The organism is Mycobacterium sp. SMC-11 (assembly GCF_046250095.1).
Classification (GTDB): Bacteria; Actinomycetota; Actinomycetes; order Mycobacteriales; family Mycobacteriaceae; genus Mycobacterium; species Mycobacterium heraklionense_A.
The window spans coordinates 116,792-133,259 of sequence record NZ_CP176430.1 but is presented as its reverse complement, the minus strand read 5'-3'; the positions used below and the strand labels follow the sequence as shown (position 1 = coordinate 133,259).

16 protein-coding genes are annotated in these 16,468 nt (G+C 66.1%); 4 read left to right on the top strand and 12 right to left on the bottom strand.

Annotated features, from left to right (window positions below; translation table 11 throughout):
* Positions 1-30: 30 nt before the first annotated feature.
* Genes ACKY0X_RS00670 through ACKY0X_RS00655 form a run of 4 tightly spaced genes read left to right on the top strand, consistent with a single transcriptional unit; the run spans position 31 to position 3,928 of the window.
* Positions 31-1,242, top strand: coding sequence for an MCE family protein (locus ACKY0X_RS00670; protein WP_409427896.1), 1,212 nt, complete (start codon positions 31-33; stop codon positions 1,240-1,242).
* Complete coding sequence (locus ACKY0X_RS00665) at positions 1,239-2,489, top strand: MlaD family protein (protein WP_409427895.1); 1,251 nt, start codon at positions 1,239-1,241, stop codon at positions 2,487-2,489. The genes ACKY0X_RS00670 and ACKY0X_RS00665 overlap by 4 nt, the downstream gene beginning before the upstream one ends.
* 19 nt (positions 2,490-2,508) lie before the next feature.
* Positions 2,509-3,123: an Mce protein gene (locus ACKY0X_RS00660; RefSeq protein WP_409427894.1), complete on the top strand. Its 615-nt coding sequence runs from the start codon at positions 2,509-2,511 to the stop codon at positions 3,121-3,123.
* Between the two features lie 10 nt (positions 3,124-3,133).
* Complete coding sequence (locus tag ACKY0X_RS00655; RefSeq protein ID WP_409427893.1) at positions 3,134-3,928, top strand: mannan-binding lectin; 795 nt, start codon at positions 3,134-3,136, stop codon at positions 3,926-3,928.
* 11 nt (positions 3,929-3,939) lie between these two features.
* On the opposite strand, the gene ACKY0X_RS00650 is transcribed toward ACKY0X_RS00655, so the two are convergent.
* Genes ACKY0X_RS00650 through ACKY0X_RS00595 form a run of 12 tightly spaced genes read right to left on the bottom strand, consistent with a single transcriptional unit; the run spans position 3,940 to position 16,467 of the window.
* Positions 3,940-4,608, bottom strand: coding sequence for a YoaK family protein (locus tag ACKY0X_RS00650; protein WP_409427892.1), 669 nt, complete (start codon positions 4,606-4,608; stop codon positions 3,940-3,942).
* A 13-nt stretch (positions 4,609-4,621) separates the two neighbouring features.
* Entirely contained in the window at positions 4,622-5,347 is a 726-nt protein-coding gene (locus ACKY0X_RS00645) for a mammalian cell entry protein (protein ID WP_409427891.1), read from the bottom strand.
* Positions 5,314-5,862: a mammalian cell entry protein gene (locus ACKY0X_RS00640; RefSeq protein WP_409427890.1), complete on the bottom strand. Its 549-nt coding sequence runs from the start codon at positions 5,860-5,862 to the stop codon at positions 5,314-5,316. Before ACKY0X_RS00640 ends, ACKY0X_RS00645 begins: the two co-directional genes overlap by 34 nt.
* Complete coding sequence (locus ACKY0X_RS00635) at positions 5,859-6,815, bottom strand: RDD family protein (RefSeq protein WP_409427889.1); 957 nt, start codon at positions 6,813-6,815, stop codon at positions 5,859-5,861. The genes ACKY0X_RS00640 and ACKY0X_RS00635 overlap by 4 nt, the downstream gene beginning before the upstream one ends.
* Entirely contained in the window at positions 6,812-7,468 is a 657-nt protein-coding gene (locus ACKY0X_RS00630) for an Mce protein (RefSeq protein WP_409427888.1), read from the bottom strand. The genes ACKY0X_RS00635 and ACKY0X_RS00630 overlap by 4 nt, the downstream gene beginning before the upstream one ends.
* The gene (locus ACKY0X_RS00625; RefSeq protein WP_065038954.1) at positions 7,438-9,030 is read right to left on the bottom strand and encodes an MCE family protein; all 1,593 of its coding nucleotides are present in this window, start codon (positions 9,028-9,030) and stop codon (positions 7,438-7,440) included. The genes ACKY0X_RS00630 and ACKY0X_RS00625 overlap by 31 nt, the downstream gene beginning before the upstream one ends.
* The gene (locus ACKY0X_RS00620; RefSeq protein WP_065038955.1) at positions 9,024-10,175 is read right to left on the bottom strand and encodes an MCE family protein; all 1,152 of its coding nucleotides are present in this window, start codon (positions 10,173-10,175) and stop codon (positions 9,024-9,026) included. Before ACKY0X_RS00620 ends, ACKY0X_RS00625 begins: the two co-directional genes overlap by 7 nt.
* 17 nt (positions 10,176-10,192) lie before the next feature.
* Positions 10,193-11,758, bottom strand: a complete 1,566-nt coding sequence (locus tag ACKY0X_RS00615) for an MCE family protein (RefSeq protein ID WP_409427887.1) — start codon at positions 11,756-11,758, stop codon at positions 10,193-10,195.
* Entirely contained in the window at positions 11,755-13,359 is a 1,605-nt protein-coding gene (locus ACKY0X_RS00610) for an MCE family protein (protein ID WP_065038957.1), read from the bottom strand. Before ACKY0X_RS00610 ends, ACKY0X_RS00615 begins: the two co-directional genes overlap by 4 nt.
* A complete protein-coding gene (locus tag ACKY0X_RS00605) occupies positions 13,356-14,384 on the bottom strand; it encodes an MCE family protein (RefSeq protein ID WP_409427886.1) in 1,029 nt (342 codons plus the stop codon). Before ACKY0X_RS00605 ends, ACKY0X_RS00610 begins: the two co-directional genes overlap by 4 nt.
* Positions 14,381-15,592 (bottom strand): MCE family protein, encoded by a 1,212-nt coding sequence (locus ACKY0X_RS00600; RefSeq protein ID WP_064890489.1) that lies wholly within the window; start codon positions 15,590-15,592, stop codon positions 14,381-14,383. Before ACKY0X_RS00600 ends, ACKY0X_RS00605 begins: the two co-directional genes overlap by 4 nt.
* A 5-nt stretch (positions 15,593-15,597) precedes the next feature.
* Positions 15,598-16,467: an ABC transporter permease gene (locus ACKY0X_RS00595; RefSeq protein WP_065038959.1), complete on the bottom strand. Its 870-nt coding sequence runs from the start codon at positions 16,465-16,467 to the stop codon at positions 15,598-15,600.
* Position 16,468: the final 1 nt, after the last annotated feature.

Below are 16,468 nucleotides of genomic sequence, written 5' to 3'. Positions count from 1 at the left end.
TCACGATCGAGCCGGACACCCAGGACTGCCATGGCACTGCTGTGCAGTGCCGTCATCGCCTCGTCGGCGGCGGGCTGTGGCACCAGCGGGCTAGACAGCCTGCCGCTACCTGCTCCGGGTATCGGCAGCGGTGGCTATCTGATCACCGCGGTGTTCGCGAATGCGCTCAACCTGCCGGGTCGCGCCAAGGTGAAGCTCTCCGGTGCCGATGTCGGCCAGATGGAGTCGATGGTCGCCCGCAACTACACCGCGGTCACCACGCTTCGCATCATGGACGGCGTCCGGATTCCGGTGGGCAGCACCGCCGAATTGCGGTCGGCCACGCCGCTCGGTGACGTGTTCGTGGCGATCAAGCCGCCGACCCCCCTTGACCCTTCGGCGCCACTGCTCAAGGGCGGCGACTCCATCGGGCTAGACGCGACCACCTCGGCCGCCACCGTGGAGTCGGTGCTGAGCTCGGCGGCGCTGCTGGTGAACGGCGGTGCGGTGCAGAACTTCACCAACATCGTCAACGGCGCCGGCAAGGCCACCGGCGACCAGGGCAAGGCCTTCGGGAAGCTGATCAACCAGTCCAACGAGCTGCTGGCCAAACTCAACGCCCGCTCCGGCGAGATCGAGACCGCGCTGCGCGAAACCAGCCGACTGGCCGACCAACTCGATTCCCGCAGCGCCGCACTCACCGATGTGCTCAACGCGGCGGGGCCGGCGACCGACACCCTGGTGGACAACACCAGCCAGATCGCCGACCTGGTCGAACAACTGGGCGCCACCAGCCGACAGCTGGCCCGCTTCCCGTCGATTGCCGGAACCGACGATTCCGGCCACAGTTTCATCAAGGACGCCAACGTGTTGGCCGGTGCGTGGAACGACGTGGCCACCGACCCCAGCACCAGCCTGGCCGCCCTCAACCGGCTGATGGCGCCCTTCATCAAGATGACGGCGGGCTCCGGTGTCTCGGTGCACGCCAGCGTCGACCGACTGGTGTGGGGTTCGATGCCCGACGCCGGGTTCAAGGGCGACCCGGCGTTCCACGGCCCGAAGCGCTACGACTGGGCCAAGATGGCCGGTTCGATCAAGTACGCGCTCTGGCGGCTGCAGGAACGCGTGGTGGGTCGCGGCCCGGACTCCGACATGGGCCAGGCACCGTGGACGGCGGTCGGTCCACCGATTCCGCCGACCCCGGCGGAGGTTGACATGGAAGACGCCGCGCCCGGCCCGCTGATACCGAGGCCGGCACCATGATCGACGCATTGAGTCGCCAGATCGTGGCCCTGGTCCGCGCCGGCTACCGGCGGAAGAACCTGCTGTCCGGGCTCGCGTTGGCGACGACCCTGGTGGTGGCGGTCAGCTACCTGCTGGTGGGTGCACTGCGGGTGAACCCGGCACGATCGACCTACCAGATCACCATCGCACTGCCCGATTCCGGCGGTCTGCTCACCAACCAGGACGTGTCGGTGCGCGGAGTCCCGGTCGGCCGGATCGAATCGCTGCGGGTCACGCCGAACGGCGTCGACGCGGTCGCGAACATCGACTCGAAGGTGAAGATTCCCGCCGCCAGCCCGGTGCGCGTCTCCGGTCTGTCGGCCGCCGGCGAGCAGTACATCGACTTCGAGCCCCCGTCGAGCTCCGGTCCGTTCCTATCCGCCGGCAGCGTGGTCTCCCGGGATCGCGCGACGACTCCGATCCCGATGTCACAGTTGCTCGCCGACGCGGACGGCATGCTGGCCCAGACAGATCCGCGCAAACTCGAGCTGATCAAGAAGGAACTCAGCCTCTCCGGCGAGGGCCCGCAAAAGCTCACCGACATCGTCGACGGCGGCTCGTTCCTGCTGTCCACGCTGGATTCGGTACTGCCCGAGACCGTGAGCCTGCTCAAGTCGAGCCGGGTCGTGCTGACCATGCTCAGCGACGTCAACAACGGCCTGGCCGCAACGTCGAACAACCTCGACAAGGTGCTCAAGGGCGTCAACCCGATGATCGGCGGCTACCACCGGCTGGTGGACCAGGCTCCGGGGATGCTGACCCAGGTCGACGGGTTGTTCGACGACAACTCCGACACCATGGTCGGCCTGCTGGGGAATCTGGTCACCCCGGCCCAGTTGCTGTACGTGCGGACCCCCGCGCTCAACGCACTGTTTCCCAACTACCGCGGTTCGACGTTCGATGCGCTCAGCTCGGCCATCCACGAGGACGGGATGTGGGCGACCGTCGATATCTACCCGCGCTACACCTGCGACTACGGCACACCCCGGCGGCCACCGTCGCAGGCGGACTACCCCGAACCGTTCCTGTACGGCTACTGCCGCGACACCGACCAGTCCGTGCTGGTGCGCGGCGCCCACAACGCGCCGCGCCCACCCGGCGATGACACCGCGGGGCCGCCGCCCGGTGCAGACCTGGCGGCGACCACCGACCCGACGCCTAAGGGCCGCTACACGATTCCCACTCCCTACGGCGGTCCGCCCCTGCTGATCGAGCCGCCGCGTTGATGCTCAAGGAGATGCCGCGGTGAGCACCGCCGACGAACCGACCGCCGAGACCACGCCCGAGGACGTGGAATCGACCGCTGTCGAACCGGAATCAAAAGCCGTCGAGGAGACGGACGAGGCCGCCACCGTGGAGACGGACGTCGCACCGGCAGGCAAGCGTCGTGTCCCGTTGCCAGTCGCGATCGTCGCAGCCGCCTACGTCACCGTGTTCGGGCTCGTCATCGGCCTCGGATGGCCGCTGTGGCAACAGCATCGGATCTCTGCGGCGGAAGCGGCTGGACGCCAGGCGGCGGTGGACTATGCCCAGGTTTTGACCAGTATCGACTCCAACAAGGTCGATGATGACTTTTCCGCAGTGCTCAACGGCGCAACCGGGGAGTTCAAAGACACCTACACCAAGGCCAGCGTTCAGCTGCGGCAGCTGCTGATCGACAACAAGGCGACCGCGCAGGGCACGGTGGTGGAGTCCGCTGTGCAGTCCGGTTCCAAGGACACGGTCGTGGTGCTGTTGATGGTCAACCAGACGATCACGAACACCACGCGTCCCGACCCGCGGGTGGATCGGACTCGGATGAAGATGACGATGCAGAAGGTCGACGGCCGATGGCTGGCGAGCAAAGTCGAATTGCCTTAGGAGGCAGGCTATGTGGGCGACCCGGCTACTGACGGGCGTGCTCGCCGCGACACTTGCGGTGGCTACGGTGTCCGGGGCACCGGTTGCCGGCGCTTCAGCGCCGTCGTTCTGCAGCGGGCTGGGCGGCAACTGGGACGGGCAATACTGCACGACCGACGTGCATTCCGAGCGGCTGGCCACCCGCTATATCCGAATGGCGGTGCCCGGCGATCTGGTCGACCACCCGGTCGCCGGTCCCCCGATCCGTGACTACCTGTCGAAGCTGTTCACCAACTGGCGCAGTAAAGGTGCCTCGATGGTGGCCGACAGCTGGGGGAATGAGAACTACGAGATCTTCCAGCACGGCAACGCGTTGACCGCGGTCTTCCACGAGGACTACCACTCCGACGGTCCCTACATCAACAACGCCTACCGGACGTTTACGTTCGACATGGGCGCCGGCGGACGGCAGTTGCAGTTGGCCGACATCACCAAGCCTGGGATCGACCCACTGGCGATGATCCCGCAGTTGGGCGAGCCTTACATCAAGGAGGCACTGGACCGGGCGTTCTGGGAGCACCGCCCCGGGGACTATCCCTTTGTCCCGGAGCGTTTCACGCCCGACAAGGTCTTCTCCGGCGGCTACCGGTCGTGGGCGCTGACCGCCGATGAGCTGATTCTCTACATGCCCGACTACCCGGTCAGCCACGACAGTCCGATCCAGTACAACCAAATGCAGTGGTACATGGACGGTGGCAACGTGCAGGCGCACATCCCGCTGTCGGCGCTCAGCTCGATCTTGCGCCCGGAGTACGGCGGGTCCTAGGAGGCGCCCCGCTAGCCGTAGCGAAACAGCGCCAGGCTCGCCAGCACCACGATCCCTGCGATCGCGATGACCGGCGCCACCATGATGGGCGTCAACGTCGCCCCGACAATGGCGCCGAGGATCATCACGAAAACGACGCCGTAGCGCAGCTTTCCGCGTTGGCCGGTTCCGCCGGCCAGTCGGCTGTCCACCCCGATACCTACGATCGTCGAGGTGAGCACCGTGGTGTAGAGCTCCTGGATGCCGAACTGGCGGGCGGAAGAGTTCTGCACACCGAACGCCACCGCGAGTCCGGCGATCAAGAGCAGCTTGCTGGCACTGAAGTAGTTCAACACGCCCATTCCGCCCAGCGCGGCCAGCACCAGCAGCATCACCGCCTCCAGTCCCAGTGCGATCGTGAGCCAATGCCGGGGCCGCTGTTCCCCGAAGGTCCGGAACAGCCGCCCGCCGATGACCGCGCCCAGTAGGAATCCCGCCACCGCGACGATCGCGGCGGTCAGATCGAATCCGGTGCTGGGGACGAACAAGAATCCCAGGAAGATCGCATTGCCGGTCATGTTCGCCACGAACACCCGGCCAAGCACCAAGACACTGACGGCGTCGACCAGACCCGTCGCGAAGGTCAGCAGCAGTAGGGCCGCCACGGTCCGCCGGTGCGAGATCGGCGACGTGACGGCCACGGGTTCCTGCCGCTCAGCCCTGGAGACGCGGAGTCAGGTCCAGCGAGGTGATGGTGGGCATCCTGGTGACCACCCACCGATTCTGGTCGCGCTTCATGAAGAGCCGGTAGGTGAGGTACTTGATCTGCGGGATCGATTTGCTCAGTTCACTGGTTGCCGTGGTGTTGGTGTAGACGATCACCGTGGCCTCGGGGCCATCGAGGGTCTCGACTGCCGCACCGACGATCTCGGTGGTGTCGGTGACCTTCGCGTGCTTGTTGCTGTCCGCGATGGCGTCAATGAACTTGCGGTACTGAGCTTCCAGGTCGCCACTGAGATACACCGAGGCCCGATCCGGAAGGGAATCCATGTTTTCCGGGGTGTAGTTCCACAGCGTGTGGATCGCGCGGGCCGCCGTGCGGGCGATGTCGAGCTTGGTGGCCACCTCTGCCCGGTCGAGCAGATACGGCTGTGCTGTCGCACCCGCGAACGCGGCGGCGCCCACGAACGCCGCGGCCGATACCGCAACCGCAAGCCGCACACCGAACTTACGCCGCCCGGGGCGCTTGGCGGCCGCCATCACCGCCTCGGCCTCAGGCTCCGCCTCAGCCGTGGTCTCCGGCTCGACTTCGGCCTCTGGATCCACTTCGGTGGTGGCGGCGTCCGGTTCGAGGTCGCCAGTCGATTCGGCGGCGTGATCGACCTCTGCCCCGGAGGACGCGTCGGTCACAGCACCTGGTTCAGATTGCTGATCTTCCACTGGTCCCCTTCCTTCTGCGCTGTCGCGAGCCAGCGGGTGGCCACCTTGGCATCGTGCTTTCCGTCCGGCGACTTACCGGTGTTCTCGACGGCCACCAGCAGACTGACGCTGCCGTCGTCGTTCCACCGTTCGACACCGGCCGCGGTCACCGTCCCGGTGGTCGGTTCGCTGCGCGCCACCGCGATCAGGATCTGATTCGCCTTCTCCTGGTACTGCTTGGCGAAGTCTCCGGTGGCGTGGTCCATGACATTGGCGAGGTAGTCGTTGGCGTGGAACGGATCCGGCGAGGTGAACATCGTCATGAACGATGCGACCGCATCTCGCGCCTCGACATTCCGCATGGCGGCGCGGCGGTGTTGCTCGTGGGTCACCAGCGTCATCGCGCACACCGCGATGGCGGCAGCGGTCAGTGCCAGCGAACTTGCGATGACGATCGGCAGCCGTCGGCGCCGCGGTACCGGCCGGTCGACGAAGAGTGGTTGTGCTTCAGCGTCCCTGCGGCGGCGCGGACTCATTTCGCCCCCTCGGCGGGCAGCGGCTTACTGACGACAGTAAGGTCGTCGACCCGCCAGGTTCCCGATGTCTGCGCGAACACCACCTGAACGGTAGCGCTGATCAGGCGTTCCTTTCCGGGTGTGCCGCGCTGGCCCTGTAAGAACAGCAGCATGGTGGCGCGGTGCGGAGCGGCGTTGAGCACCGCGGCATCGGTCACCCGGTAGAAGTTCGGCACCGGCTTGGAATCGCGGATCGCGTCCTGCTGGGGAACTAGGAGCTGGCGATACTTCTCGGTGGCCAACGATTGGGCGCGGTCGAAGTCGTCCTGCAAGGTCTCGGGGTCATAGGACAGCATGTCCGCCACGATCTTCGGACCCTGTCGGGAAATCTCGGCCTGGGCCAGATCCGATCTGTGGTCATTCTGATAGACCACCGAGTACGCGGTGGCCGCAGCGATGAGGCTCAGGACAGCCGTGGCCACGAACACCACCACCGTTACGGATCGGATGTTTGGCGGTGGCTGCCGCTGTGCAGCCGGACGAACCTCGGTGCGCGCCAGCACATCGGCGAAAGTACGGCCCCGTCGGTCCCGCAGCGGCCAGAGCCAGCCCAGCAGAACCGGCACGGTGTCGAGCAGGTGCGCGACCTCGCGCAGCAGCAGTCGGCCGACGCCGACTGCCGGAACGGACCCGTCGCCGCCGCGCACCACTTCGATCCCGGTGAACGCACGACCCAGGCTCCAGCCCTTGAGCGCGGGCAACAGAATTCGGTTGACCGCGGTAGCCAGGAAGGCCAACGCACCGACGATGGTCGCGAGCCACCGCCACAGGCCACCGGACGGGAAGCACAGGGCAGCCATGCCCATCGTCACCATCACGGCCAACCCCGGCAGCAGGTCGATCGCCAACGCCGTGGCGCGGGTGCCCCAGCTGGCCGGCTCAGGACGCGGCGCCTCGGCCACTGTGTCGGTCACTTGGCCACCTGGTCGAGCCTGCCGATCCGGTACTGGCCGTCGTCGCGGACCATCTGAACACGCAGCCGGTAACCGACCTCTCTGCCCTTGGCCTCGACGTTGTCAACCTTGATCCGGAAGGCCACCAGGATGTCGACCGAGCCGTCCGGGTTGTTGCGCTCGACTGCCGCACCCATCTCGGTCAGCTCGACGTGGACCTTCGCCGCCTGATAGGCGGGCGGAAGAATCTGCGCGTACAGCGAGGCCTGGGTGCGGAACTCCCCGGTCGCGCAGTTCAGCATCTTCTCCTGGGACAGTGACACATCGCCGGAGTCCGGGACCTGGGTCGCGAGAACACACGCTTTGGCCGCCTCAATGGCTTCAGCGTTGTCGCGGGCCAGTTGCTGGCTTGCCGCGTGGTCGCGTAAGCCAACGAAGCCCGCGGCCACCAAGCCGGCCGCCAACAGCAGTAACAGCACACAGATACCCGCCTGCTGGCGACGGCCGAGACGCGACGGTGCCGGCTCGGCGTCTATCGCCACTGAGTCAATCGACTCCTCCGGATTCGCGTCCGCCGCCATACCCTCAGCGTCCAGAGCTTCCTGAGCCGAGGTATCTGCGGTCTGCTGGTCCTCGTCCGTGCTCAGCGGAACGGTGCCAGCATCCCCTTCCATGCGTCGTCTCCTATGTTCATCGAGTTCTCGACGGAGTATTCGACGCCGTCTGGCCCTACCGCCTGGCCACTCTGCGGATTGTAGATCGCGGCTGGTCCCCCGCCGGGGGTGTAGATGCAGGGGTTCGGTTGTTGCCCGTTGCACTGAACGCTACCGGTACCCGGCCGAGACAGCGGGTCACTGACCGGCGGGGGCGTCCCCGGCACCATATCCGCGGGCAGCGGGTTGAGGCCGGTGTTGACCGACGGCGCAGGGATCACGTGACCCGGTTCGACCGGCTGGTCACAGCGAGCGCCCAGCGCCGGGCAGTTCCGGATCTGGTTCGGGTCGCCGTACCAGGGGTTGGTGCCCAGCGGGACGTACGGTTTGTCGCTGCGGCATTCCTTCGGCGTGGGAGCCCGCTTACCGGGCACGTCCACACAGGGGATGTTGCGCACACCGCGAACGTTGTTGGCCGGGGTGTCCTGCGGAATCCGGCACGAGACATCCGGCAGCTCTGCGGGGGTGGTGTCGGCGAACGCCCGCCACTCCGATGCCGGCAGATAGCCGGTCAGACACGGCGGTGGGGTGTTCAGGCTCAGGCCCGGAACCGGCACCGGGAAGATCGGTCCGGGGAAGGCACCGAGCGCCACACCCAGAGATGCGCGGCCAGGGTAGGTCGAGCTCACGGTCTGGATGATCGAGCCGGCCTGGGGCAGGAAGACCAAGACCTGCTCGGTGTTCCGGTTGTAGCGCTTGGCCATCTCGGTCAGGATCGACGCGTTCGCCATCAGCTGCGGAAGCGAGTCCTTAGTGTCGTTGAACACCGTGTGCACCTGGTCGATCAGCGGCGGCAGATCCGAGATGATGTGCTTGACCGTGTCGTCTCGGCTGGCCGCCTGACTGGCCAGGACGTTCAGGTTGCGCGCCCATTGGTGAATAGCGTCGCTGGAGTCGGTCTGACTCTCGATGATCGGCGCCGACTTCTCCACGATGTCGTCGACGTCGGCGAGGTTCGTTTTGAAGTCGCCGACGATCGCCTGTGTCGCATCGACGAGGCGTTGTAGCGACGGGCCCAACCCACCCACGGCCGTTGCTGTCTCGTCGAGCAGCGCCGAAATCTTGCCGGCCGGCAATGCAGCCAACCCGCGGTTGGCGGTGTCGAGCGCCGGACCGATCGCCGACGGGACGGTCCCGGTGGTGATGGTCTGGCCCTGCTTCAGGTACTGGCCCGGGTTACCGGTCGAAACCAGATCCAGGTACTGCTCACCGATCGCCGACACCGAATGCACGTTGGCACTCGCGTCGACCGGAATCTTGTACTTGCTGGAGATCTGGAAGGTGGCCTGCGCACCGGTTTCGGTCGGTTCCACGCTGGTGACCCGGCCGATGATGGTGCCGCGGTAGGTGACGTTGGCGGTCTTGTACAGGCCGCCCGCCTCCGGCAGATCCGCCTTCAGCGTGTACTGACCCAGTCCCGCCATGGTCGGCAACCGCAGGTAGTAGACGCCCAACACCAGCAGCGCCACCGCGGTCAAGACGCTGAAAATGACCAGTTGTCGCTTGATCTGAGGTTTCAGCAATTCCGGTCAGCCCTTTCCACATATGGACCGCCGGGTGCGGTAGCCGGGTTCGGCGTGTACCGAACGTCCGGAATCATCTTCGCCGGGTCGTGGCCGAAGGACTGCTCCAACGCCCGCAACATCCCGGAGAAACCGGTACCGGTCAGGATCGCGTTGTCGATGGACGCGTAGGTGAGGTCGACCACCAACGAGGTGTTGATGAAGTCGCCGCGGACGGCCTTGAAGGCACCGTCGACGTGGTACGGCGCGGTGATCATCACCTGCAGCAGGTCGGGCAGATACGGCGACGCCTTGCGCAGTTCCCGTCCCGGGCACTGGAACGACGTCAGGACCTTGTGCAGATCGGACCTCGCGGGTGCGATCTGGGTGTTGACCTGCGTGCCCATCGCGCCCAGTGCGTCAATGGCGTTGATGAAAATCCCCTGCTGCGCGTTGAAGTACTTGAACAACGGCGGGAAGTCCGTCAGGGCCTTCTCGATGGAGTCGTTGTGCGCACCGAAGTAGCCCAGCAGCCGGTTGCTCGAATCGATCGCCCGGGTGATGTCCTCACGCTGGTCGTTGAGGTTGCCGATGAACGTGTCCAGCTTGGTCAAGAACGCGCGGATCTGGTCGGCCCGCCCGTTGGACAGCGCGGCGAACTCTGTGGTGATGGTGTCCAGGTCCGACAACCCGCCGCGCTGCAGCAGCAGCGCCAGCCCGGCCAGCGTGCGTTCGATCGTCGGGTACGACGTCGAATTGCTCAGACCGATCGTGTCGCCGTTGCGGAGCTCACCCTCCGGGTTCTCGGGCGCCTTCAGCTCGATGTGCTGCGAACCGAGCAAGCTGGTCTGGCCGATCTTCGCCGTGGCGTTGCGCGGCAGATGAACGTCCTTGTTCAGCTTCAACTTCAGCGTGGCGACCCAGTTCTTGAGCTCGATCCGCTCGACAGCGCCGACGAAGACGTCGGCGACCAGGACCCGGCTGTTGCCGTTGAGCGCCAAGGTGTCCGGCACCTGGACGTACACCGTGTAGGCGCCGGCGCCACTACCCGGACCGCCCGGCAGCGACACGTTGGCGATACCGCGCCAACTACTGCAGGACGTCAGCGTCAGCGCGGCCATCAGCAGCACCAGAGCCTGCCAGCCGCGGCGGCTGACCGTGTTCATCGCTGTCCTCCGTCTCATCAGCCATCACCTCGCGGGGGAAGCGGCGCCACCGGGCCCGGGATCACGTTCGGTCCCGGCGGAGGCGGTGCGATCGGTGCCTGACCCGGGGGCAGGCCGATGAACGGCAGCGGACCGGCGGACTCGTCATACGAGTTGGGCGGGCCGGGCGGCGTCTGGTACTGCGAGTCGACCGGGGCCGGGTCGGGGCCACCCATCAACTGCGCCAGCGACTCCGGGGTCAGCAGTCGCGCGGTGTCGTGACCGGGCTCCACACCCTGCATTCCGGGCGCGGTGATCCATCCCGGCTGGGTGTTGCGGTGCGACGTCGGGGTGTCGGGCACCCAGATGCCGGGGACCGTGGTGTCCTTGTACCCCGGCGGCGGCTGCAGCCGCGGCTCGGAGTAGGCGATCTGCTTCGGCGTGGTGTAGGCGTTGGTCCAGATGTTGATACCGAACGGCAGGTAGTTGAACTTGATCGCGTCGGCCACCGGTGCCAGGTATTCCGCACACAACTCCGCGGAGTCCTGGTAGCCCAGACGGCTGCCGGCCTGAATCGCGCTGCAGATGAACTGCATCGGGTTCGCGAAGTTCACGATCACCGGGGAACCGAGAACCATGCCCTGAGCCGGGTGGTAGATCTCGTCCACGCCGGCCAGCACGTTCGGCAGAACGTGCAGCGCGGTCTCGAAGCCCTCCAGCGCCTCCGGCTGCGTGATCGCCGTCGTCACCTCCGCCACGTTGTCGATGGTGTGCACCAACGGCTTTGCGTTCTGATTGAGGAACGCCTTGACGATCGTCATGGTCGCGTAGAACTGGTCGGTAGCCGTTGCCAGCGCCTGGTCGGTGCTGTTGAGATTGCTGGTGAACTTGGCCAGATCATGGTTCAACGCGACGAACTGCTGGTCATTGTGGTCCAGCGCCTTGACGAACAACGACAGGCTGCGCACGACCGCGAAGAAGTCGCCGCGGCCCTTGTTCAGGGCGGTCAGGGCGTCCGACAGACTGTCGAACGCCTTGTTGACCTCCTGACCCTTGCCGGACAATCCGTCGGCGAACGATTCGATGGCGTCGCCGATCGGCCCCTTGGGCTGCTCGGCAGTCGGTCCCAACTTGTTGATGATGTTGGTGACGTCGTTGCGCAGCGTGTCCCATTCCACCGGGACCTCGGTGCGCTCCTCGGGGATGACGGCCTTGTCGGCCAGCACCGCGCCGCCGCGGTAGGGCGGCTCCAACTGAATGGTCCGTGAGGCGACCAACGTCGGGTTCAAGATGATCGCCTTGGCGTCCGCGGGCACCTTGTACTTGTTGTTGTAGTGCAGGGTGACTTTCATCTTGTCGCCGGCGGGCTCGATCTTGTCGATCGCGCCCACCCGGACACCCATGATCTGCACCGCGTCACCGGGGTACAGCGCGTCGGTCTGCGGGAAGTAGGCGACGACGCTGGTGCTGTTCAGCTTGCGGAACAACTGCATGCCGCCGAAACCGGCCACCAGGGCCAGCGCCAACAGCAGCGACCCGACGATCACCGTCGACCGCGACCGCTCCGGCAGCCTCAGGTTGCGAACATCAAAGACGGTACTCACGGCCGCTCACTCCCTCTTGCGCCACCGCCGCCACCGGGCTGGCTGTTGCCACCTTCGCCGGGCGTGATGAACGGTGCCGGCAACTGGTTGCCGGGTCCGGGCGGAGCCGGCGGTCCGGGTGCCCGCGGTGCCGGGGGCGGTGCCGCTCCCGGATTGGCGGGAGCCGGACCCGCGACGGGGCCCATCGGCTCGGAACGCCCGCCGGGGTTGGCGTCGGGCATCGGGACCGGGGTACCGGGCACCACCGGTGGTGTCTCGCCCGGACGTCCCGCGATCGAGATGCCCGGCGAGGCCGGGAGGCCGTCCGGGTTCGCCGGCGAGACCAGCACATCGGTCGGGCCCGGGTACGGTCCGCTCCGCCCGAACGGACCATCATTCGGGTCGAGGTTGGCACACGGCAGTGGGTTGCCCGGGGTCGGGAACATGCCCGCCGCGGGTGCGTAGGAACACGGCGATCCGGGTGCGACGGCCGGCCCGGGGTGCTCGGGGGTGCCCTCGATCACCTGCGGAGCAGGCGGCGGTGCGCCGTTGGCGAACCTGGTTCCGTTGGGGTCGGGGTAACGGAACTCCGGCAGGCCGGCGTTGCGCCAGAACTCCTCCGGCGAGATTCCGCGCTTCTTGAAGGCGGCATCCACCCAGGGCTGCAGGATCCAGAACGGGATCAGGTTCAGGGTCGAGACCTTGAAGTACGGCCCCGAGGCGATCGCGTCGTTCACGATTGTCAGGTACCTGCCCAGGATGGTGTTCATCTCCCGCAGGTCTTCTTTGCGGCGCACCAGCATGTCGGTGATGTTGGAGGCCTCGGTGAAGACGTGGTTCAGATCCAGGCCCGGATTGTCGCGGACCAAGCCCTGAACCTGTTCGCCGAAGTAGGCGATGTTGCCCAGCAGCGCCGAGATCGCCTGGCTGCGCTGATTGACCGCTGCCGACAGGGTCTGCGTGTTGCGCAGCAGCGCGTCGATCTGGTTGCTGCGGTCACCGATAACGCTCGCGACCTGGTTGGTCTGCGCCAGCAGGTGGGTGATCTCCTCGTCGCGTTTGCCGATGGTGTCGGAGAACTTCGCGACACCGTCGAGTGCGGCACTCAGGTCGGGATAGGTCTCATCGACCGTTTCCGACAGCACCTTCAACGACTTCTTGACCGTGTCGATGTCCCAGCCGGAGGCGGCTTTGGTTGCGTCGAAGACCGCGTCGTAGAGCTGGTAGGGCGTGGTGCTCTGGCCCAACGGCAGGACGGCCTGCGGCGCGAGGCGGCGCTCGCCCTTGGGCTCGATCGACAGAACCTTGCGGCCCAGGATGGTGTCGGTCTTGACCCCGATCCGGCTGTCGCTCCCGATCGGGTTGGCCCCGACCGAGAACTTCACCAGCACATGGTCGTTCTCGATCGACAGGTCTTGGACCTTGCCGACGTCCACGCCGGAGATGCGCACCTTGTCACCGGCGGTCAGGCCGCCGGTGTCGGAGAGCTGTCCGTAGTAACTCGGTTCGGCGAAGAGCATCGGCGCCGTGGTGAAGCTCTGCCCCACCAGGGTCACCAGCGCCACTGTGGCGACGCCGATGATGCCGATCCGTGCCCGGTTGGGCGGTTCCAGGGTCCTCACTGGGGCGTGCACCTCCCCGTCGGTTGCTGCCACAACCGGACGTTTCGCACCGGTCCACCGGGCTGCAATCCGGGAAGCTTGATGGTCGCGTCGCAGATGTAGAAGTTGAAGAAGTCACCGTAGACACCGGTGCGCCCGATCAGCTTCAGCGCCTTCGGAATCTTCTGCAGCAGCTCGTCGACGTCGTTGAGCCGGTCTGGCGGCTCCGGGCCCGCCACCGGGAACAGGCTGTGCAACTGCGTGCGGTTGTCGGCCAGCAGATCCGCCAGATTGCCTGCGGCGTTACCGAACTCCGCGGTGCCGTTTGCCAACCCGTCGGCGTGGCTGTTCAAACCCTTGACCAGCTTGTCGAAGTTGTCGACCGTTTCGTCGAAGGTCTGACGGTGCCGGACTGCGGTGTCGAGCACCACGTTCAGGTTCTTGACGACCTCGCCGATGGCCGCATCGCGGTCGGCGATGTGGGCGGTCAACTGGGCGGTCTGCTCCAGGATGTCGTTGATGGTGCCGCCCTGCCCCTGGAAGACCGTGACGATGGTCGAGGCGATGGTGTTGATCTTCTCCGGGTCCAACGCCCGGAACACCGGCTTGAATCCGCCGATCAACGCGTCCAGGTCCAGCGCCGGCTCGGTGCGGGAGGCAGGGATGAATCCGCCCACGGGCAGCCGCTGGTCGGCACCCTCGCCCTCGCCCCGTTTGAGCTCCATGTAGCGGTTGCCGATGAGGTCGTCGTAGCGGATCTGCGCGGTGGTCGACTGGAACAGCGGCAGTGACCGGTCGACGTCGAAGTCGACCATAGCTCGACGACCGCCGTCGACCAGCCGGACCTTTTTGACCTTGCCGATCTCCACGCCGGAGGCGCGGACGAACTGCCCGGGACGCAGGCCGCTGGCGTTGCTGAACTCGGCGGAGTAGCGGGCCGTCCGATCGAACCGGATCTGCCCGAAGACCACGACGAGGCCGACCGTGAAGAGCAGCAGCACCGAGCCGACGGCACCGAGTTTGAGGGCGGTTCTGGTGATGTTCATGGGTTGATCGTGTTATCCCCGACTTGGCGACCCCAGACGTAATCAATAGCCAGGGGCGATCCGGTATCAAAGTGGTTGTACGGCGCTTGGCTGACTCCCGTGTCGGCCACCAGGTAAGGCGCCGGCCAGAAGTCGTGGGTGATCTCCTGCCAGCAACCCGGCGCACCGCCTGGGCCACCGCGAGCGTTGTAACGCGGCAGGTTCTCGGGATAGACGTACGGGTTAGCCGGTCCGACCAGTTCACTGACGGTGTCGAGCGCGTAGCCGTCGCCGCCGAGGAATTCGTAGACCTTGGGGGCGCCCTCGGCAAGGTTGCGGATGGCGCAGAACAACTCCGGGCTGTACTCGTCCAGCAGTGCCGACACCGGGACCAGGTCGGAGAACTGCGCACGGAAGTAGGGCCCGAACCGCTGGGTGACATCCGCCCCGAGGTTGCCCACCCCGGCGGCGCCCAGCAACGCGGCGTCCAGTTCCTTCTGCTGGTTGGTGATCGTCTTGACGGTGACGGTCGAGCTGTCCAAGAAGCCCACCAGGTCCGGCGCTCCGTCGGCGTAAACCTCGGCCAGGGTCGCGAAGCCCTTGAGGTCGCGACGGAACGAAGGCATCCGGGCGTTGACGTCGTCGAGAATTGCGTTGCCGTTGACCAGGGATTCGCCGAGCTTGTCACCCAAGCCGGTCAATGCCTCGGCTGCGGCGTGCAGCGTCAGGTTCAGCTTGATCGGGTCGACGTGTTCGGACAGGTTGTTGATGGTCTCAAACAGCGTGTTGAGTTCCGTCGTCACCGACGTCGCGATGATGTTCTTGCTGGTGATGCGTTCCCGCGCCGGGTGTTCCGGGGCGGTCAGCGACACGTACTTGTTGCCGAACAGCGTGGTAGCCAAAATATCGGCTTTGACGTTGGACGGGATCAGCTTGAGGTACTTGGGGTTCACGTCGAGGGTGAACTTGGCAGCCGGCTTGTTCTCGTACTCGGTCGGCGCAATGGCGGCTACGCGCCCGATCTGGACGCCGTTGTAGGTCACTGGCCCGCCCGGATCCATCACCAGACCGGCGCGCGGCGCGACCATGGTCAACGACGTGGTCTTGGTGAAGGCCCCGCGGAACTGGCCGTAGACCAGGCCCGCGATCAGCGCCAAGACCGCGAAGGTCACCACGCCCGCGATCCGGAACGGCGGGTTGTGGACTTTGTTCTGCTTCCCGGTTGCCATGCGCGTCACATCGTTAGGTTGAAGTTGGGGTCGACGCCGTAGAGCGCCAACGCTGCGAGCAACACGACTGTGGGCACCGTGATCAGGGACAGCCGCATCGACTGGCCCACCGCGCTGCCGACGCCGACCGGGCCGCCACTGGCGTTGAAGCCGTAGTAGCAGTGGGTGACCATGACCACCACGGCGATCAAGATGGTTTCAATGAACGACCAGAACACATCGTCTGGCCGCAAGAACGTTCGGAAGTAGTGGTCGTAGGTACCCGACGACTGCCCGAAGAACAACGTGGTGACGATCTGCGGTGCGGCGAACGCCATGATCAGCGCGAGTGCGTACAGCGGGATGATCACGGTGAAGCCTGCCACCACGCGGGTGGACACCAGGTAGGCGATCGAGTTGATACCCATCACTTCGAGGGCGTCGATCTCCTCGCTGATGCGCATCGCGCCGAGTTCGGCTGTGGCGCCGGCTCCGACCGTTGCAGCCAAGGCGATACCGGCGTTGACCGGACCGACCACGCGGACGTTGACCAGGGCCGCGGCGAAACCGGTGTAGGTCTCCACGCCGATGTTGCCCAGCGAGGTGAACCCCTGGATCGCGATCAGGGAGCCGCCGGCCAGCATCACGAAGCCCATGATGGCGACGGTGCCGCCGATCACGGCCATGGCGCCGGTGCCCATGCCCAATTCGGCGACCAGGCGCAGCGTCTCGGTGCGGTACCGGCGCAGTGCCCACGGGATCTGCCGGAGGGCGGTCAGCGAGAACCAGCCGAGCCGACCGCTCCTTTCGAGCCCGCGGCCAGCCATCCCGACGTAGCGCTGGTAGTTGGCAACCAGCCCGGGAAAACGGCCCCGGACAACTGTCGATGTCGACATG